Here is a 17687-nt window from a genome sequence, read left to right on the forward strand (position 1 = left end):
CTGTGTGATAATTTCCAAACTAATGTATTTCTCAGATTTAATAATTTATTTATTAACTAAGATATCTGTAGAATAGCCTCACCCTTTTCTCTGTCTTCATAGGAATTAACTTGAATAGAAAGTCGTTCAAATTCATTGTATAAAGAAGCAAATAGATAATTTTCTTTATTTTCGATTTTAGGATCTTTCTTTATTTTTCTTATACTTTTTAGTAAAACATTATTTAATTCTTTATCAAGGTATTCTATCTGTAAGAAATCCTGTCTCTCATCCTCAACCTTCTTCTTTGCTCTAAAAATTATACCCACCCAACACTCCATCTCCTCATAATCAGAACTGAATACATCTAAGGTATTAAAAGTTTTTGGAGGTATATAATCCTTCAAGCTCTCTTTTAACAACTTCTCTTGTTCAATATTTCTATTTTTTTCACTTTTATTAAATAATATTGTATTAGAATCCTCTATTTCAGATTCTAGTATTGTATCTTTATTAATAACCTTTTCATTTTTATCATTCTTTACATTATTGTTTGTGGTTAGATGTTGGTTATATGATGGTTTTGTCGTGGTTATTACTTGGTTATTCAGTTGGTTTATTGTTGTAACCTCAGATTGATATTTATCATAATTTTCAATGGTTAATAACGTATATCTGTTAGTTGTTTGCTTGGTTAGGAACTTGAGCTTTTCAAGTTTAGTCAATGTTGTCCTAACTACCTGTTCTGTAATTTCTTTATCTTTTCCAAACCATTCATTAACAATCGTATTTCTTGAAGTAACTAATTGTCCTCTATTTACTTTCACTTCAGTATCAGAGTACATATCGTACCAGTATCTATCTTTATGATTTGCATTTAATAATAAGTAAATTGCAATTAATTTTTGCTTTGCGTTTAACCTGGAAAACGTAGAGCTTTCCATAATAGCTCTATACAACTTGATCCACCCTTGCTGCATTGTATTTCCTCCTTTCTATATAAGTAACACTTAAATCAACTTTTTAATTGACTTTGTACCTTTATAAAAAACTTCAAATCATTATTGGTGGGATTCATACATTCAGTTATTTCATCTAAGAATTCATCTACTTCAGTTCTTTTAAACAAATATTTGCTACCGATTTTATAATACTTCAAACCATTTTTAATAAAACGTTCTTCTATTACCGGTTTACTTATATTAAGATACTGAGATAATTCGTTATAGGTTAAAAAATATTTTTGTTTAGCAAGTTTTTCAACATGCTTATTTATTGCATCCTCTAACAACGTGTTAACCATTCTTTCGTCAATTGTAATGTCTAGCATTTAATCACTCCTAATTTGTAATTCTTGGTTTACAAGCATTTTAAAATTTTTTCGCTTTCCTTTATATACTTTGTAATTCTTGGTTTACACCCCCTTGTAAAACAATTCTATTTTTAATTTTTATTTTTGTCAACCATGGTGTACAATTAAATTAAGAGGAGGGATAGCATGAATGATCTTGGTAATTTCCTTAAAGAACTTAGAGGTAAGTTATCGTTAAGAGAAGTACAAGAAGGGACAGGAATAAGTCACACTTACTTAAGTACCTTGGAAAAAGGATATGATCCAAGGACAAAAAAACCACGGAAACCAACACCAGAAGTCTTACAGAAGTTAGCTCGATTTTATAAAGTGAAGTATTCTGATTTAATGTATTTAGCTGGCTACTTAGATGAAAGTTCATCAGACCAAAGTGATTTTACTCCTGAAGAAAAAAAAGAAAAAACAAAAGAATATATTTTAAAAATTAAAGCCATTGATGAAGAACTATCCAAAATAAGTAAAAATAAGTCAAGTGAAATTAGACTCAATCAAAATTCTCTAGACTTGAATACTCTCTTACAAGAGGAAGTGAATTTATTCTATAAAGACATGAAGTTGAGTAATGGTGATAAGGAAAAAATAAAAACTTATTTAATAACACTTTTGGAATAGGTGATCATATGGCCCGAATATACAAGAAAAAGAACAAAAAAGGGGTTAGTTGGGGTTACAGAGTTTATTTAGGTACCGATCCTTTAACCGGGAAAGATATTAGAAAAAGCAAGGAGGGATTCTTAACTCAAAAAGATGCAAGACTTGCAGCTGCTCTTTTTGAAAGGCAGATCCATAATAAGGATTATATACAGCCTTCAAGAATGCTATTTGCAGATTTATGTAAGGATTGGGAAAATCATTATAGCCAAGATGCAAAAGAAAGTAGTGTGAGAGCAAGACATATAGCCCTTAAGAAAGTAATTAATGAACTAGGACATGTTCCTCTACAAAAAATTTCCAAAAAAGCATATCAAGATATGATAGACAAACTATCTACTCAATACAGCTACAACTATATCTCTAGTATTCATAGTTCTGCCTCTATGGTATTTAGCTACGCTGGCTCCTTAAAATTAATTAAAGAATTACCTACAGATGGGATAAAACTTCCCAAAAAAAAGATAAAAGTGTCTGACCTAGAGAAAAACAATTATTTATCTGACAAATTTTTAGAAAAAGAAGAATTGGAAGAGTTTCTTTCAATCACTAAATCAGACGGATTAGAAGGTGATTTATTAGCCTTTACAATTTTGGCATATACTGGCTTACGTATCGGTGAAATGATAGCTTTAACGTGGGGAGATATTGACTTCGAAAACCACACTCTCCGTGTAATCAAAACTTATTATAATCCAACAAATAACAAATTAAAATACACTTTACTTACTCCAAAGACAACAGGTTCAATACGCACAATCACACTTGATCCAATATTGATACAGCTGTTAAATAAACATAAAAAAGAACAAGAAATAATAAAAACAGAAAACAAGCCCCTCTATATAAATAATATGTTTATCTTTGCTACCAATGAAGGGTATCCTAAAACTATTAAACACTTAACAATAAGAATGCAACGTATCTTAAAGAAAACTAATATATCTAAGCAAATCACTCCTCATTCATTTAGACATACTCACACTTCTTTGTTAATTGAAGCTAATGTGCATATAAAGGAAATACAAGAACGGCTTGGACATAGTGACATCAAAACAACAATGGATATCTATGCACACATGACAAAGACAATAAAAAAAGAGGCTTCAGATAAGTTTAGAAACTTAATGAAAGACCTCTCTATTAACCTGATTAAATAACAAAACCCATTGTAAACAATGGGTTTTAAATAACCAATAATTTATTAAATTCCGAGTGCCGCACCAATTGTAATTAGAGAACCGATACTCCCAATTGTATCCCTAATCCATGTCCAATATTTTTTTGCCCGTTCCTTATCGTGCTCCTTTAATGCTTGTTTGAGGTTTTCATAGTGACCTAAAGTTTCTTCAGTTTCACGTTCACCTGAAGTATGATGTATGATATCTTCTCTTAACTTAATAAGAGATTCTTCTGAAATTCCATGTGAATAATTATATTGTTGCTTAATATCTTCAGCTTTAACTTCAGCGTCATCTCCTACGTTTACTCCGGCCATATTTCCGTGATTAGTAATACTCCGACTCTTATTCTCCATAAGTAAATCTCCCTGTACATATATTGATATTCCTGATTCTCGTAATAAGTCACTTCGAACATTTGAGATATCTATGTCTTTAAGTGAGACGGGGGTGCTATCTCTTTCTTTAACTATAGAGCTTTTAGTAGGCTTGGTGTTTTTTTTTTCATACTTCTTATATCTTTTCTATATGTCTCTGCAATACTAAACACAGGGAAAACTAAATTTTCATTGACTAATATTTCCCTTTCACATTCAGCACATTCGATATACTTTCCAAAAAATTCATCTATGTGAGCAACTCTTTTTATTAAGCTGCTACAATCATAATAAGGACAGCGAATTTCCCACTGTATACTAAGCCTTTCATCTAAGGTTAGTTCGAGCAAGTAATCAAAAACAACATCTAAAGGTAGGTCAGTAGCTTTACTTACAGCAGTTGGATAAAACCTCTTCACTCTGGAATATGCAATCTCATCTATTACACGTTCAATTACTTGTTTATCCCTGTAATGTAACTTCACCACTTTCCTCACCTCCTAGTCATTTGGGAACAATATTACCTTTTCTCTAACCTCATTTATTACTTCTTCAGTGGTTTTGTTTGATTTAAAATATATTGACTTAGGCTTAACACCCACATTGATTGAAAATTCTTGTACGACATTGTTTATTTCGACAGTGAATTTTACATATCCTCCAGATGCTTGAAGGTATGGTCTTAGCAAATTATAAAATGGGGTATGGCGAAGATCATTTTCGTCTACTTTTAAACCTAAGTTCCCCATTCCCGCAAGTATAATCGCAATAAACGGAGAAGTCAATAACTCATCACCAAGTGTAGATTTAGCTTCTTCCAGCTGTTGTTGTAAAGCATCAATATCATCATATTCATAATATTGATCAATAGCACCAAGAATATTTACAATTGCGTCATTTTCTTTCTCACTGAAAGTATCGATAAACGTTTCTGGAAATGCTTTTGATTCATAAAGCCTTCCATTTTCTAATTTGTCAGCAATCGACTCAATTTCCGAACCAAATGGCGCTAAAAAATTAATCTTATCTAGTGTGATTTGTTGATTAACATAACTTGCTACAATGCCGGCAATTTTTTCAGCGTCTTCTGGCTTTTCACGTACTTCCACCAAATTAACTGTTTCATTTATATAAACTGTAGCCGTTTTTGTAGTAGGTAAAACCTCAATATCTTCTCCATAAATCCTTCGCGTACCATCCTGATATATAAATCTAAGATAATAAGAAGAAGCGTCTATCTCGACTGCACTCCTTAAAATTGGAGATGGTCCTAATTGAGCTGTATCATAAGGAATTTTCTGTTCAAAAGGATTATAGTCTTCTTTACTTATTATGCCTTCCTTTAATCCTTCTAACGAATCGCAAGTAAACCAAGAAACAGACGTATTACCAGCAAAAAATTTATTATAATAACCTGATAAGACCCTATCCCTCTCTTCAGAAGATTTACTTCTTAGATCTCCCCAAATATTTCTAGCCAAGTTAAATGCACGATCATTAGAATCTAGTGCTAATAATGTGCTAATTTCTTCTAAATTTTTCTTCGGTAACTTAGCTATATCCGCAAAAGTAATAGCCTCTGCTATCTTCATTATATCCCCCCCAATTACTTATAAACATAATGTAACGACTTTCAATGGAACATATTTCAATTATTTCAAATTAATAGGGTGAATTCAACACATTTTTATTCTCTCATCACTAATGAAAAAAGAGGCCTATAGCAAGTTAAGAACTCGCTATAAGACCTCTAATAATTTTATTAAGGTAAAAACGGTCACTATTTCGGACTCTTAAATGGAATCAATCTTAGCAAACCCCTATATAATAGGGTTTTTAAGATTGAATTACATCATGCCGCCCATTCCACCCATGCCGCCCATACCGGACATATCCGGCATACCGCCGCCGCCTTCTTCAGGAATGTCCGCTACTACTGCTTCAGTGGTTAGGAACATTGCTGCAACAGACGCTGCGTTTTGAAGCGCAGAACGAGTTACTTTGGTTGGATCTACGATACCTTTTTCGATCATGTTGACCCACTCACCAGTAGCTGCGTTGAATCCGACACCTACTTCTTCCTTCTTCAGACGTTCTACGATGATAGAACCTTCGAGTCCAGCGTTGTGAGCGATCTGACGGATTGGCTCTTCAAGAGCACGCAACACGATGTTGATACCAGTTGCTACATCTGCATCCGCTTCGATTGATGCTACTTTATTGTATACGTTCACGAGTGCCGTACCACCACCGGATACGATACCTTCTTCTACTGCTGCACGAGTAGAGTTCAGGGCGTCTTCGATGCGTAGTTTACGCTCTTTAAGCTCAGTTTCAGTTGCAGCTCCGACTTTCACGACTGCCACTCCACCTGCAAGCTTAGCAAGGCGCTCTTGTAATTTTTCCTTGTCGAACTCAGAAGTAGACTCTTCTAATTGAGCACGGATTTGGTTTACGCGAGCTGCAATTTTTTCTGGATCTCCAGAGCCTTCAACGACAGTCGTGTTTTCTTTCGTTACGACTACTTTCGCCGCGCGGCCAAGTTGAGTGATGTTGGCAGATTTAAGGTCTAAACCTAGATCTTCTGTGATCACTTCTCCACCAGTAAGAACCGCTAAATCTTCAAGCATTGCTTTACGACGGTCCCCGAAGCCAGGAGCTTTAACGGCTACAGCGTTGAAAGTTCCGCGAAGTTTGTTCACAACAAGTGTTGCAAGAGCTTCACCTTCAACATCTTCCGCTACCATTAATAATGGCTTGCCTTGTTGAACGACTTGCTCAAGGACAGGAAGTACTTCCTGGATGTTACCGATTTTCTTGTCAGTAATTAAGATGTATGGATTTTCTAAGACAGCTTCCATTTTATCAGAATCAGTGACCATGTATGGAGATGCATATCCACGGTCGAACTGCATTCCTTCTACCACGTCAAGTTCAGTTGTGAACCCTTTAGATTCTTCGATTGTGATAACGCCGTCGTTTCCAACGCGCTCCATTGCTTCTGCGATCAGTTGACCGACTTCTTCGTCAGCTGCTGAGATTGCCGCAACTTGAGCGATGGAATCTTTGCCTTCGATCGGCTTGGAGATCACTTTTAATTCTTCGATAGCCGCTTGAACCGCTTTTTCGATCCCTTTACGGACACCGACAGGGTTAGCACCAGCTGTTACGTTTTTAAGACCTTCACGGATCATTGCTTGAGCAAGGACCGTTGCAGTCGTTGTACCGTCACCGGCGATTTCGTTAGTTTTGCTTGCTACTTCAGCAACCAGTTTTGCACCCATGTTTTCGAATGCATCTTCGAGTTCGATTTCTTTCGCAATGGTTACACCGTCATTTGTGATAAGTGGTGAACCGAATTTTTTCTCAAGTACCACATTACGTCCTTTTGGTCCAAGAGTTACTTTTACTGCATTTGCTAATTGATCGACACCGCGAAGCATGGAACGGCGTGCTTCTTCGCTGAATTTAATATCTTTAGCCATTGATAAAGTCCTCCTCTTATTTAAATAATGTATGGTTTACTATACGGAAATTTAATTATTCGCCAACTACAGCCAGAATATCGCTATCACGAAGGATCAGGTATTCTGTGCCTTGGCATTTCACTTCTGTACCAGCGTATTTAGAGAAAATGATCCGATCGCCGACAGCTACCTCAAGAGCAACGCGCTCACCGTTGTCAAGAATGCGACCAGTACCTACAGCCATCACTTTACCTTCTTGTGGCTTTTCCTTTGCGGAATCCGGTAGCACAATACCGCTTGCTGTTTTTTCTTCTGACTCAACTAGCTCGATAACGACGCGATCACCTAGTGGTTTTAACAAGTGAAACAACCTCCTTGAATTATGTAAATGATTTTTATTAGCACTCGCTCACTGTGAGTGCTAACACAACTATTATATTAATTAATTCGTTTTCATTTTGCAAGAGTCCTGCCTGAAATTTTTTTCGTCATATTTCTCTTTTTTTCACACCCTCCTATCCTATGCCCTCTTTTCCCCATATATTCCAGGGTAAAAGAAACCCTTAGATTTGAACAGTTCCGCTTTTCTTAGTAGAATTGTACAGGAGTAAAGTAAAGCTGGTCGTTAACATACAGGTGCTAAAGGAGATCAAACGTTGAAAAAACATTTCGGATTTATTTTAATTGCCTATATCGTCATGCAGCTTTCAAGCATTGTCGGGGTACCCCTTTTATATAAGATCGGTGTCGACGTCCTCGGGTTAGCCGATGAGACGGTACGAAGCCTTGTCCCTGGATATTGGCTCGTCATCAGCTTTACGCTGACCCTTCTCATTGTGGGAGGCATTTTAAGGAAAAGTGAAACAAGCACACGGCTTGAACGGAGTGCTCCCATGGGCGCCGGCCGTTCGATTGTTTGGGCGGTACTCGGAATTTTCATGGCATTCATCGCTCAATCGGTTGCGATACAAGTCGAATATGCGTTAGGAATTCAAATGGGATCTGAAAACACTCAGATGATCATCGGCATTATTGAAAAGGTTCCATTATCCATGCTGGTCGCAGCCATCATCGGACCAATACTAGAGGAAATCGTGTTCAGGAAGATCATTTTCGGGGTCCTGTATGAGAAGATGCATTTCTTCTTTGCCGCTCTCATCAGTTCGGTCATCTTCGCCCTTGCCCATTTCGAACCTGAGCATGTGATCCTGTATTCAGCAATGGGCTTCACCTTCGCCTTTCTTTATGTAAAAACGAAGCGGATCCTGGTGCCAATATTTGCTCACGTGGCGATGAATACAACGGTCGTTCTAATGCAATCTATCTATAGGGACGATATCGATAAAATGATGAATGAAGCTGAAAAAATTCAAGGATTTATTGGAGGATTATTTCTATGAGGAGATCACCATTATTCTCGGGAGTGATCTATCTCCTTCTCGGTGTGCTCTTCACCTATTTTGCTGTACAAAACGTACAGAATGATGAAGGTTGGGGATTTTTCACGTATATGCTCATCTTTCTTGCGACCCTGGACTTCGGTTCCGGGTTAAGGATGATTATGCTGCATTTCAAAATTAAAAAACAAATAAAGAACAAAAAATAAGGATTGATCATTTGATCAATCCTTATTTTTGTCCTCGTACTGTTCCATTTCAAGCTTCTGCTCCGCTTCCAATACCTTTTTGTATCCGATCTTGGAGATCCAGATGCTGATTTCATATAGTATGAACAGCGGTACCGTCACCATTAGATGAGACACAATATCGGGTGGCGTGATAAGAGCCGCGATGACCAATAAGATAAAGTAGGCTGCTTTCCTCATCTTCCCCATCATCATCGGCGTGATGATACCTAACCGTGTAAGAAAAAGCATGGCTACGGGTAACTGAAAGAGAAAACCAAAAGGAATCGTGATCTGGAATAAGAAATGAAAATATTCGTTTATTCCGATCACTTGTTCTATATTGAGATTCATTGATAAACCCATCATGAATTTCACGATATATGGAAACAAAATAAAATAAGAAAATGACAATCCACCTAAGAAAAGGATTAGGGAAACTGGAATATAACTAAGCGTCACTTTTCTTTCTCTTTCGTATAAACCCGGACTGACAAAAGACCAGACTTGAAAGAGAATGATAGGGGATGTCATGATCAAAGCAATGAACATGATCATTTCCATATAGATCTTGAGAGGATCTGTGATACGAAAGGCATTCATGGTTAATTCTTTCGCTTCATCGGCATGCTGTAAGTACCTGATCAGCGGTTCCGCAAGAAAGAAGCTTACAACAACTGCTAACAAGAAGAAAACGACTACAAACATGAGTCGTTTTTGCAATTCTCCTATATGTTCATAAACTGTCATGTCTCTTTGACTCATGGCGTTCATCCTACTCTACTTAGCACTATTATTTTTTTCGTCTTCATCATCTGCTAAGCCTTTTGTTGCATTTTTAAATTCACGCAATGTATTTCCTGCCGCTTTTCCTAATTCCGGAAGTTTCTTAGGACCGAAAATAAGTAAAGCAACGACTGCTATTAATACGAGGCTACCTGGACCTGGCATAATGAGACACCTCCTCTTTTACCATTCTATCATAACGTAAATATGAAGAATTTTCTATTCTGTTATGATTCCATCTTGTGACATTTCCGTGTCATCCTCTGAATAATGCTTCAAGAAGTAAACGAGTGACTGAAGTTCCACCGCCAAGTCGATGTGATGGACGCGGATATGGTCAGGCACCGTCAATCTCGCAGGGGTGAAATTCAGTATCCCCTTTATATTCGAAGAAACCAATCGGTCTGTGATATTCTGAGCAGAAGATGCCGGCACCGTCAGAATCGCTACTTCAATATCATGCCCCACAAGACCCTCTTCTAAATCATCTAAATGAAAAACGGGTACATCGCTGATTTGAGTCCCGACCTTCTTTTCATCCACCTCAAAAGCCATTTCGATCTTCGTATTATTATTCTTGATGAAATTATAATGAAGAAACGCTGTACCAAGATTCCCCACCCCGATCAGCACAACCTTCGTAAGGGCATCCTGATCCAGTGTCTTACGGAAGAAGGATAACAGATAATTGACATTATAGCCGTATCCCTTTTTACCCAATGCACCAAAATAAGAAAAGTCCCTGCGGATCGTAGCAGAATCAACTTTCACCGCTTCACTTAATTCCTTCGATGAAACCCTCTGCTTACCGGATGAGTACAGATTCTTGATAAACCGATAATATAGCGGAAGGCGCTTGGCCGTTGCCTGTGGAATTTTCGTTGTATCCTGGTTCATATTGTATTCCCCCACATCTATTCAAAACCTCTGATACCGCTTCCAAAATTGAAAGCATCCAGAATTTATTAAACTCTACTACTCATCATACACTATATTTTATCCTAAGTGTACGAAGATTAATAGTCGATTTATTGCCGTTCCCCTCTCAAATACGGTACACTAGCACTATGAAATAGAGGTGAAACGTCATGATTCTTTTACAAGTGAATCAACTAACAAAGAACTTCGGTGCAGATAATATCCTATCAAATATTAAACTTGAAATACAGACTAGAGATCGCGTTGCCCTTGTCGGCCGTAATGGCGCAGGAAAGTCGACTCTTCTAAAAATAATTGCAGGTCACCTCTCCTACGATTCCGGGGAGATCACTAAGCCAAAGGGCGTCTCCATCGGGTATCTTGCCCAAAATACGGGTCTAGAATCTGATCTATCCATCTGGTCTGAGATGCTGACCGTCTTTGAGGAATTGAAACTGCAGGAAAAGAAATTACGATCACTGGAGCAGCAAATGGCCGATCCTTCAGTATATGAGCAAGAGGATGTCTATCAACGGGTATTGAAGGAATACGATCAACTCCAGGTTCTCTTCAAAGATTCCGGCGGCTATCAGTATGAAGCGGATATCCGTTCCGTCCTTCACGGATTGAACTTCGCCGATTTTGATTACGAAACAAAGATATCCACATTGAGCGGCGGCCAGAAAACCCGTTTGGCCCTTGGTAAGCTTCTACTGACCAAGCCTGACATCCTCATCCTTGATGAGCCGACCAACCACTTGGATATCGAAACGTTATCTTGGCTTGAATCGTATCTGCAGAGCTATGAAGGAGCCGTCTTGATCGTTTCCCATGATCGCTACTTTTTAGACAGCGTCGTCAATCAAGTGTATGAGATTTCCCGTAACAGGAGTAAGAAATACCTGGGGAATTACAGCAGGTATCTTGAACAAAAAGCAGAGGACTATGAGAAAGATCTCAAAATGTTCGAACGTCAGCAGCAAGAAGTCGCAAAGCTCGAAGACTTCATTCAACGGAACATCGCAAGGGCTTCCACTACGAAAATGGCACAGAGCCGGCGAAAAAAACTGGAGCGTATGGATAGGATGGACCGCCCACTCGGGGATGAGAAATCTGCCAGCTTCGCATTTCAAATCGACCGCCCAAGTGGGAATGACGTGCTGCACGTCCAGGACCTTACCATTGGCTACGGGAAAAACGAGACGATTTCCTCCCATATCGATTTCTCTGTCAAAAAAGGAGACAGTATCGCACTGGTCGGTCCAAACGGCATCGGAAAGTCGACGCTTTTAAAAACATTGGTGAATAAACTACACCCTTTGGAAGGCGCATTTAAATTCGGTTCCAATGTGTCCATCAGTTACTATGATCAGGAACAAGCCGAACTATCCTCGAACAAGACGGTCTTAAATGAGCTATGGGACGAGTATCCGATGAAGATGGAGAAAGAAATCCGTACCGTACTCGGTAACTTCCTCTTTTCAGGGGAAGATGTCCTAAAGCCCGTTTCTACACTAAGCGGTGGAGAAAAAGCCCGGTTAGCCCTCTCCAAACTGATGATGGAAAAAGGGAATGTCCTGATCCTGGATGAGCCGACGAATCATCTTGATCTGGATAGCAAAGAAGTGTTGGAAAATGCCTTGATCGATTATCCCGGGACTATCCTCTTTGTGTCCCATGACCGGTATTTCATCAACCGTATTGCCACAAAGGTCGTTGAACTATCCAAGAAAGGCTCGACGGAGTATCTTGGCGATTACGATTATTATGTAGAAAAATTACAGCAGCAGGAAGAACTGGCGGCACTTGAACGCATGGAACAGGGTGAACAATTACAAGAGCCTACTCAAAAACGATCCCACAAGATTGACAAAGAAGCGAAAAAGCTCGAACGTCAACGAAAGCGCAGAGTCGAAGAAATCGAAGGTCTGATGGAAGTACTAGAAACAAACATACAGGAAAAAGAAGAGCTTCTCTGCGATCCTGATATCTTTCAAGATCACGAGAAAGTCCAGGATATTAATGAATCACTCACAAAAGTTAAAGAAGAGCTTGATTCTTTATTGGAAGAATGGACAGAACTGGAAGAACTACTTCAAGAAGAGCAGTAATCCACAGGATTGGGGATAACGAACACTCCCCAATCCTTTCTTATTCCACATTTTTATCCACAATCAAAATACTTATATAACGTTATTCACAGTAGTTTTCCACACTATCCACAAAAATAACTTAAGTTATCCACAATTATTACCATTATTTAGGATGAAAAAACCCTTTCTTTTTCACAATGTATACACACTAAATAAGTAGTTATTAACAACTTATCCACAACCTGTTGATAAAACGTATGTTCGTTACTCCCATAGCCCTTGCATCTTATCGACTCTGTACGTTACTCACAGGATATCAACAAAGTATACGAAAAAAAGCTTGAACGACGACGTCGCTCAAGCTTTTCTTTTTAAAAATTTTCGATATCAAGTCCTGGATGAGCATTCATATCCATGCTTCCTCTTTTTCCTTGTTGGAATAACACCGTTCCTGCGGCTGCAATCATGGCAGCATTATCTGTACAGAGGGATAACGGAGGGATGACCAACTCCGCTTCCATTCCCTCAAATGCGGCCTGAAGGGCAGTACGCAAGCCTTTATTGGCCGCAACTCCGCCGGCAAGTAAGACTTGCTCCACTCCATACTCCTTTACAGCCTTAACCGTTTTAGTTACTAACACATCAATGACACTTGCTTGAAAGCTCGCGGCCAAATCCTGTGGATGAATCGTCATTCCTTTTTGCTTGGCATTGTGAAGCGTGTTGATAACTGCTGACTTCAAACCACTGAAGCTGAAATCATAGGAACCTTCTTCCAGCCAGGCCCGGGGCAGATCAAGATTCGCTTCCCCCACATGTGCCAGCCTGTCAATATGCGGCCCTCCTGGATACGGAAGGCCCAACGTACGCGCTACTTTGTCGTACGCTTCTCCTGCAGCATCATCTCGTGTTTCTCCGATAACCTCAAAGGAACCGTGATCTTTCATAAGTACAAGCTCCGTATGTCCTCCGGATACAACCAGGGAAAGAAGGGGGAACCTCATCTCTTTCACTAAGCGGTTCGCATAGATATGCCCTGCAATGTGATGGACTCCCACCAACGGTTTATCGTGAGCAAAAGCGAGAGCCTTGGCCGCGTTCACCCCAATTAATAGTGCGCCTACCAAACCTGGTCCTTCCGTCACAGCAACACAATCTATATCCTCCATCGTCATCCCTGCTTGTTGAAGGGCTTCCTCCAATACATACGTAACCTGCTCCACATGATGACGCGATGCAATCTCAGGGACCACTCCACCGAATCGCTTATGACTTTCAATTTGAGACGAAACAATATTCGTCACAATCTCTGTCCCATTTTTTATAATTGCCACAGCTGTTTCATCACAGCTTGTTTCAATTCCCAATACTAATGTTTCTTTTTTCATAAATTCACCCACATTACTAAAGCATCCTCTTGATTGTCCGAGTAGTATCTTTTACGAATCCCGCCGTCTTTGAAACCGAGCTTACGATATAAGTGCTGCGCAGGCGTGTTTGAAACCCTGACTTCGAGTGTCATCACGCGAGCGCCAAATTCAATCGCGATAGCCATTATCTTACGCATAAGACCTTCCCCCAAGCCACGTCCCCGGTAATCAGGGAGCACGGCTACATTTGTGATATGGGCCTCATCCACGACCAGCCACACGCCGCAGTAACCCGCAAGCTTCTCACCATCTTCTGCAACGAGGTAGGTGGACAGGTGGTTATGCTCAATTTCATTCAAGAAAGCGTCCCGGCTCCAGGGAATGCTAAAAGATTGATTTTCAATTTCCATTACCTCGTTTAAATCATCAACTGTCATAAATCGTATATCCATATTGTAACGATCCTTATCATTTATTGAGATTTTTTTTGGGACTCCAGCCATTTCACTTCTGCTTCCGCCATCCGTATATAATTAGGAAGCACTTCATGTGCCGTCATCTCTTTTAAACCAAGTCCGATATAAGCCAGTTCAGAAGGACGGGGATTATGACTGACAAATGGTGCGATTCTCGCTTGATCTTCAAGTACTTCCTTAATCAAACTCTCATGGATGGAGACATCATTTCCGACAAATAACAAATCTTTATCTAACTCTTTTAACTTTGTCACCCATACATCGAGCATGATGTTGCAATCCTCTTCTACACAAACCAATCGATCTCCCTGAAACTTATAGAGTCCTGTGTATACCTGTCCTCTTCTGGCATCAAACAACGGAACGATATAACCTGGAAAATATCGTCCAGACGAAGCCAATGTCGCGAGACTGGATACCGGTATCAGGGGGATATTCAATGACCATGCCAGGGTCTTGGCGAGGGTGACCCCGATTCGTACGCCCGTATAGGAACCAGGGCCGTTTGCAACAATAATCTTCGTTAATTCCTTTGCCTCTACCCCACAGTCTTTTAACAATTGTTCGACAGCCGGCATGGCTCTCACAGAATGGTTCTTTTTCATATACGTGATGTATTCCCCAATTACCTTATCCTCTTCAATAAGAGCAACTCCAAACGGATAATTGGAGGTATCTATCGATAATATCGTCATGACACAATCTCCTTACACAATTCACTATATCGATTTCCTTGCGGCTTCAATACAATCCTTCTCTTGGAGTCGCCTTCCCGGTAAATCGATAGGCTTAATAATTCTTTCGGAAGCTGATCCTTTATTAAGTGAGCCCACTCAATGACGGTCACACCTTCTCCTTCAAAGTATTCATCGAATCCCAAATCTTCAAAGGAATCGTCCAGCCTGTATACATCCATATGATAAAGAGGCAGACGCCCCCTATATTCTTTAATAATGGTAAAAGTGGGACTGTTCACGGTTTTAGTGACACCAAGACCCTTGGCAAGCCCTTTCGTAAACGTTGTCTTCCCTGCCCCAAGATCTCCTTCCAGCGTCAACACAGCCCCAGGTTTTAAAAGTCCTGCCAGCTCTTCTGCAAATTGGCCTGTTTCCTCCGGACTGTTCGTCATAATCTCAAACTGATTCATGTTAATCTCCTCAATCATCATTTAGAGTATAAAAAAACCTTAGGAGCGTTTGTTACCCTAAGGGAGAATGTATATATGTAGTTTACCCTTTTTAGTGTATGAGAGTAAAGGTTCTGAAAAAAGACAATAAAAAAAACGAAACATTGTTTCGTTTGAATAAACAAAAATGGCGGTCCGGACGGGACTCGAACCCGCGACCTCCTGCGTGACAGGCAGGCATTCTAACCAACTGAACTACCGGACCAAAGTTTTTTCACGATAGTGAAAATAACTATCCATGCGTGACTCATCGCGAATTATAAATTGCCTAATTCATAAATAAATCAAAAATGGTATTGCGGGGACAGGATTTGAACCTGCGACCTTCGGGTTATGAGCCCGACGAGCTACCGAACTGCTCCACCCCGCGACGATAAAAATGTTACTATTCTCTATAATACTATATGCACCTTCACAAATAAAGTGATTGTACAAAAAAGAATTGTTTCGCCTGGCGACGTCCTACTCTCACAGGGGGAGATCCCCCAACTACCATCGGCGCTGAAGAGCTTAACTTCCGTGTTCGGCATGGGAACGGGTGTGACCTCTTCGCCATTATCACCAGACGACTATTCAATTGAAGGAATTGTTCCTTCAAAACTAGATAAAGAATTGATGTCAAGAAAGCCAAATATCGACCAATGTTGTATCTACTATTACAAGTAGACAGTAATCCAGCTCCGGCGGCTAGAGACTCGAGGTCATTTCAGTTCAATCAGCTGAGGGGAAAAAGCACCCTCTTCTGATTGCCCAGAAATGCTTGTCGTCTCTGTTCAAGCCGCCTCCGCTTTATAATGTGGTTAAGTCCTCGATCGATTAGTATCAGTCAACTCCACATGTCGCCATGCTTCCATCTCTGACCTATCTACCTAGTCATCTTCTAGGGATCTTACTCACTTACGTGATGGGAAATCTCATCTCGAGGGGGGCTTCATGCTTAGATGCTTTCAGCACTTATCCCTTCCGCACATAGCTACCCAGCGATGCCTTTGGCAAGACAACTGGTACACCAGCGGTGCGTCCATCCCGGTCCTCTCGTACTAAGGACAGCTCCTCTCAAATTTCCTGCGCCCACGACGGATAGGGACCGAACTGTCTCACGACGTTCTGAACCCAGCTCGCGTACCGCTTTAATGGGCGAACAGCCCAACCCTTGGGACCGACTACAGCCCCAGGATGCGATGAGCCGACATCGAGGTGCCAAACCTCCCCGTCGATGTGGACTCTTGGGGGAGATAAGCCTGTTATCCCCGGGGTAGCTTTTATCCGTTGAGCGATGGCCCTTCCATGCGGAACCACCGGATCACTAAGCCCGACTTTCGTCCCTGCTCGACTTGTAGGTCTCGCAGTCAAGCTCCCTTGTGCCTTTACACTCTGCGAATGATTTCCAACCATTCTGAGGGAACCTTTGGGCGCCTCCGTTACTCTTTAGGAGGCGACCGCCCCAGTCAAACTGCCCACCTGACACTGTCTCCCACCCCGATAAGGGGCGCGGGTTAGAATTTCAATACAGCCAGGGTAGTATCCCACCGATGCCTCCACCGAAGCTAGCGCTCCGGTTTCCAAGGCTCCTACCTATCCTGTACAAGCTGTACCAAAATTCAATATCAGGCTACAGTAAAGCTCCACGGGGTCTTTCCGTCCTGTCGCGGGTAACCTGCATCTTCACAGGTACTATAATTTCACCGAGTCTCTCGTTGAGACAGTGCCCAGATCGTTACGCCTTTCGTGCGGGTCGGAACTTACCCGACAAGGAATTTCGCTACCTTAGGACCGTTATAGTTACGGCCGCCGTTTACTGGGGCTTCGATTCGCACCTTCGCTTGCGCTAAGCACTCCTCTTAACCTTCCAGCACCGGGCAGGCGTCAGCCCCTATACTTCGCCTTACGGCTTCGCAGAGACCTGTGTTTTTGCTAAACAGTCGCCTGGGCCTATTCACTGCGGCTCTCTCGGGCTTGCACCCTACCAGAGCACCCCTTCTCCCGAAGTTACGGGGTCATTTTGCCGAGTTCCTTAACGAGAGTTCTCTCGCTCACCTTAGGATTCTCTCCTCGCCTACCTGTGTCGGTTTGCGGTACGGGCACCTTTTTCCTCGCTAGAGGCTTTTCTTGGCAGTGTGGAATCAGGAACTTCGCTACTATAATTCGCTCGCTATCACAGCTCAGCCTTCTAAGATGACGGGATTTGCCTCATCATCAGCCTAACT

General features: G+C 40.6%; 19 protein-coding genes, 2 tRNA genes and 2 rRNA genes (1 of these 23 only partly in view). 5 read left to right on the plus strand and 18 right to left on the minus strand.

All coding sequences use genetic code 11. From position 1 onward, the window contains the following. Positions 1–56 precede the first annotated feature (56 nt). Positions 57–959: a hypothetical protein gene (locus tag ACSQ2E_RS21280; RefSeq protein WP_435993947.1), complete on the minus strand. Its 903-nt coding sequence runs from the start codon at positions 957–959 to the stop codon at positions 57–59. Positions 960–994: 35 nt separating this feature from the next. After that, positions 995–1309: an excisionase family DNA-binding protein gene (locus tag ACSQ2E_RS21285; RefSeq protein WP_435993949.1), complete on the minus strand. Its 315-nt coding sequence runs from the start codon at positions 1307–1309 to the stop codon at positions 995–997. A gap of 168 nt (positions 1310–1477) precedes the next feature. Between ACSQ2E_RS21285 and ACSQ2E_RS21290 the strand changes: the two genes are divergently transcribed. After that, positions 1478–1963, plus strand: a complete 486-nt coding sequence (locus ACSQ2E_RS21290; protein ID WP_435993951.1) for a helix-turn-helix domain-containing protein — start codon at positions 1478–1480, stop codon at positions 1961–1963. A gap of 8 nt (positions 1964–1971) precedes the next feature. Next, a complete protein-coding gene (locus ACSQ2E_RS21295; protein ID WP_435993953.1) occupies positions 1972–3162 on the plus strand; it encodes a tyrosine-type recombinase/integrase in 1191 nt (396 codons plus the stop codon). Positions 3163–3206: 44 nt separating this feature from the next. Here the strand turns inward: ACSQ2E_RS21295 and ACSQ2E_RS21300 are convergent, their stop codons facing one another. The 5 genes from ACSQ2E_RS21300 to groES all read right to left on the minus strand — a co-directional run bounded on the left by ACSQ2E_RS21300 (position 3207) and on the right by groES (position 7388). Then, a complete protein-coding gene (locus ACSQ2E_RS21300) occupies positions 3207–3539 on the minus strand; it encodes a hypothetical protein (protein ID WP_435993955.1) in 333 nt (110 codons plus the stop codon). Between the two features lie 113 nt (positions 3540–3652). Beyond that, a complete protein-coding gene (locus ACSQ2E_RS21305) occupies positions 3653–4048 on the minus strand; it encodes a hypothetical protein (RefSeq protein ID WP_435993957.1) in 396 nt (131 codons plus the stop codon). A 12-nt stretch (positions 4049–4060) separates the two neighbouring features. Next, a complete protein-coding gene (locus ACSQ2E_RS21310) occupies positions 4061–5152 on the minus strand; it encodes a hypothetical protein (protein ID WP_435993959.1) in 1092 nt (363 codons plus the stop codon). Positions 5153–5407: 255 nt separating this feature from the next. Continuing rightward, on the minus strand, positions 5408–7045 hold the full coding sequence (groL, locus tag ACSQ2E_RS21315; RefSeq protein WP_149157832.1) for a chaperonin GroEL: 1638 nt from the start codon (positions 7043–7045) through the stop codon (positions 5408–5410). A gap of 55 nt (positions 7046–7100) precedes the next feature. Further along, positions 7101–7388: a co-chaperone GroES gene (gene groES / locus ACSQ2E_RS21320; protein WP_435993961.1), complete on the minus strand. Its 288-nt coding sequence runs from the start codon at positions 7386–7388 to the stop codon at positions 7101–7103. A gap of 295 nt (positions 7389–7683) precedes the next feature. Here groES and ACSQ2E_RS21325 point away from each other — a divergent pair, with 295 nt between their 5' ends. Then, entirely contained in the window at positions 7684–8427 is a 744-nt protein-coding gene (locus ACSQ2E_RS21325; protein ID WP_435993963.1) for a CPBP family intramembrane glutamic endopeptidase, read from the plus strand. Then, positions 8424–8633, plus strand: coding sequence for a YdiK family protein (locus ACSQ2E_RS21330; protein ID WP_219165768.1), 210 nt, complete (start codon positions 8424–8426; stop codon positions 8631–8633). The genes ACSQ2E_RS21325 and ACSQ2E_RS21330 overlap by 4 nt, the downstream gene beginning before the upstream one ends. A gap of 15 nt (positions 8634–8648) precedes the next feature. Here ACSQ2E_RS21330 and tatC read toward each other — a convergent pair whose 3' ends face one another. From tatC to ACSQ2E_RS21345, 3 genes are read right to left on the minus strand one after another with little or no spacing between them, the layout of a single operon-like run. Continuing rightward, positions 8649–9416: a twin-arginine translocase subunit TatC gene (tatC, locus tag ACSQ2E_RS21335; RefSeq protein ID WP_435993965.1), complete on the minus strand. Its 768-nt coding sequence runs from the start codon at positions 9414–9416 to the stop codon at positions 8649–8651. 15 nt (positions 9417–9431) lie between these two features. After that, positions 9432–9602 (minus strand): twin-arginine translocase TatA/TatE family subunit, encoded by a 171-nt coding sequence (locus ACSQ2E_RS21340; RefSeq protein WP_034766054.1) that lies wholly within the window; start codon positions 9600–9602, stop codon positions 9432–9434. Positions 9603–9656: 54 nt separating this feature from the next. Then, a complete protein-coding gene (locus ACSQ2E_RS21345) occupies positions 9657–10334 on the minus strand; it encodes a redox-sensing transcriptional repressor Rex (RefSeq protein WP_435993968.1) in 678 nt (225 codons plus the stop codon). 191 nt (positions 10335–10525) lie between these two features. Here ACSQ2E_RS21345 and ACSQ2E_RS21350 point away from each other — a divergent pair, with 191 nt between their 5' ends. After that, positions 10526–12466, plus strand: coding sequence for an ABC-F family ATP-binding cassette domain-containing protein (locus ACSQ2E_RS21350; RefSeq protein WP_435993970.1), 1941 nt, complete (start codon positions 10526–10528; stop codon positions 12464–12466). Positions 12467–12819: 353 nt separating this feature from the next. Here the strand turns inward: ACSQ2E_RS21350 and tsaD are convergent, their stop codons facing one another. The 8 genes from tsaD to ACSQ2E_RS21390 form a co-directional block, all read right to left on the minus strand. Beyond that, positions 12820–13836, minus strand: a complete 1017-nt coding sequence (gene tsaD / locus ACSQ2E_RS21355) for a tRNA (adenosine(37)-N6)-threonylcarbamoyltransferase complex transferase subunit TsaD (protein WP_435993972.1) — start codon at positions 13834–13836, stop codon at positions 12820–12822. Next, complete coding sequence (gene rimI / locus ACSQ2E_RS21360) at positions 13833–14321, minus strand: ribosomal protein S18-alanine N-acetyltransferase (protein ID WP_435993974.1); 489 nt, start codon at positions 14319–14321, stop codon at positions 13833–13835. Before rimI ends, tsaD begins: the two co-directional genes overlap by 4 nt. Then, entirely contained in the window at positions 14291–14989 is a 699-nt protein-coding gene (tsaB, locus tag ACSQ2E_RS21365) for a tRNA (adenosine(37)-N6)-threonylcarbamoyltransferase complex dimerization subunit type 1 TsaB (protein WP_435993976.1), read from the minus strand. The genes rimI and tsaB overlap by 31 nt, the downstream gene beginning before the upstream one ends. Continuing rightward, positions 14986–15441, minus strand: a complete 456-nt coding sequence (gene tsaE / locus ACSQ2E_RS21370; RefSeq protein ID WP_435993978.1) for a tRNA (adenosine(37)-N6)-threonylcarbamoyltransferase complex ATPase subunit type 1 TsaE — start codon at positions 15439–15441, stop codon at positions 14986–14988. Before tsaE ends, tsaB begins: the two co-directional genes overlap by 4 nt. Before the next feature lie 167 nt (positions 15442–15608). Next, positions 15609–15685 (minus strand) — tRNA-Asp (locus ACSQ2E_RS21375). Positions 15686–15776: 91 nt separating this feature from the next. After that, a tRNA-Met gene (locus tag ACSQ2E_RS21380) sits at positions 15777–15850 on the minus strand. Between the two features lie 79 nt (positions 15851–15929). After that, a 5S ribosomal RNA gene (rrf, locus tag ACSQ2E_RS21385) occupies positions 15930–16046 on the minus strand. Positions 16047–16276: 230 nt separating this feature from the next. Next, positions 16277–17687, minus strand: a 23S ribosomal RNA gene (locus ACSQ2E_RS21390); it runs 1526 nt beyond the window's last position.

The organism is Rossellomorea sp. LjRoot5, from assembly GCF_964253455.1.
Lineage (GTDB): Bacteria > Bacillota > Bacilli > Bacillales > Bacillaceae_B > Rossellomorea.

Excerpts from the sequence above, each read along its gene's own strand:
- rimI (WP_435993974.1), bottom strand. The coding sequence starts at position 14,321 with ATGGCTGGAGTCCCAAAAAAAATCTCAATAAATGATAAGGATCGTTAC.
- ACSQ2E_RS21295 (WP_435993953.1), top strand. The coding sequence starts at position 1,972 with ATGGCCCGAATATACAAGAAAAAGAACAAAAAAGGGGTTAGTTGGGGT.
- ACSQ2E_RS21330 (WP_219165768.1), top strand. The coding sequence starts at position 8,424 with ATGAGGAGATCACCATTATTCTCGGGAGTGATCTATCTCCTTCTCGGT.
- groL (WP_149157832.1), bottom strand. The coding sequence starts at position 7,045 with ATGGCTAAAGATATTAAATTCAGCGAAGAAGCACGCCGTTCCATGCTT.
- ACSQ2E_RS21310 (WP_435993959.1), bottom strand. The coding sequence starts at position 5,152 with ATGAAGATAGCAGAGGCTATTACTTTTGCGGATATAGCTAAGTTACCG.
- ACSQ2E_RS21285 (WP_435993949.1), bottom strand. The coding sequence starts at position 1,309 with ATGCTAGACATTACAATTGACGAAAGAATGGTTAACACGTTGTTAGAG.
- tatC (WP_435993965.1), bottom strand. The coding sequence starts at position 9,416 with ATGAGTCAAAGAGACATGACAGTTTATGAACATATAGGAGAATTGCAA.
- ACSQ2E_RS21340 (WP_034766054.1), bottom strand. The coding sequence starts at position 9,602 with ATGCCAGGTCCAGGTAGCCTCGTATTAATAGCAGTCGTTGCTTTACTT.
- tsaB (WP_435993976.1), bottom strand. The coding sequence starts at position 14,989 with ATGACGATATTATCGATAGATACCTCCAATTATCCGTTTGGAGTTGCT.
- tsaD (WP_435993972.1), bottom strand. The coding sequence starts at position 13,836 with ATGAAAAAAGAAACATTAGTATTGGGAATTGAAACAAGCTGTGATGAA.
- tsaE (WP_435993978.1), bottom strand. The coding sequence starts at position 15,441 with ATGAATCAGTTTGAGATTATGACGAACAGTCCGGAGGAAACAGGCCAA.
- ACSQ2E_RS21345 (WP_435993968.1), bottom strand. The coding sequence starts at position 10,334 with ATGAACCAGGATACAACGAAAATTCCACAGGCAACGGCCAAGCGCCTT.
- ACSQ2E_RS21280 (WP_435993947.1), bottom strand. The coding sequence starts at position 959 with ATGCAGCAAGGGTGGATCAAGTTGTATAGAGCTATTATGGAAAGCTCT.
- ACSQ2E_RS21290 (WP_435993951.1), top strand. The coding sequence starts at position 1,478 with ATGAATGATCTTGGTAATTTCCTTAAAGAACTTAGAGGTAAGTTATCG.
- ACSQ2E_RS21350 (WP_435993970.1), top strand. The coding sequence starts at position 10,526 with ATGATTCTTTTACAAGTGAATCAACTAACAAAGAACTTCGGTGCAGAT.
- ACSQ2E_RS21300 (WP_435993955.1), bottom strand. The coding sequence starts at position 3,539 with ATGGAGAATAAGAGTCGGAGTATTACTAATCACGGAAATATGGCCGGA.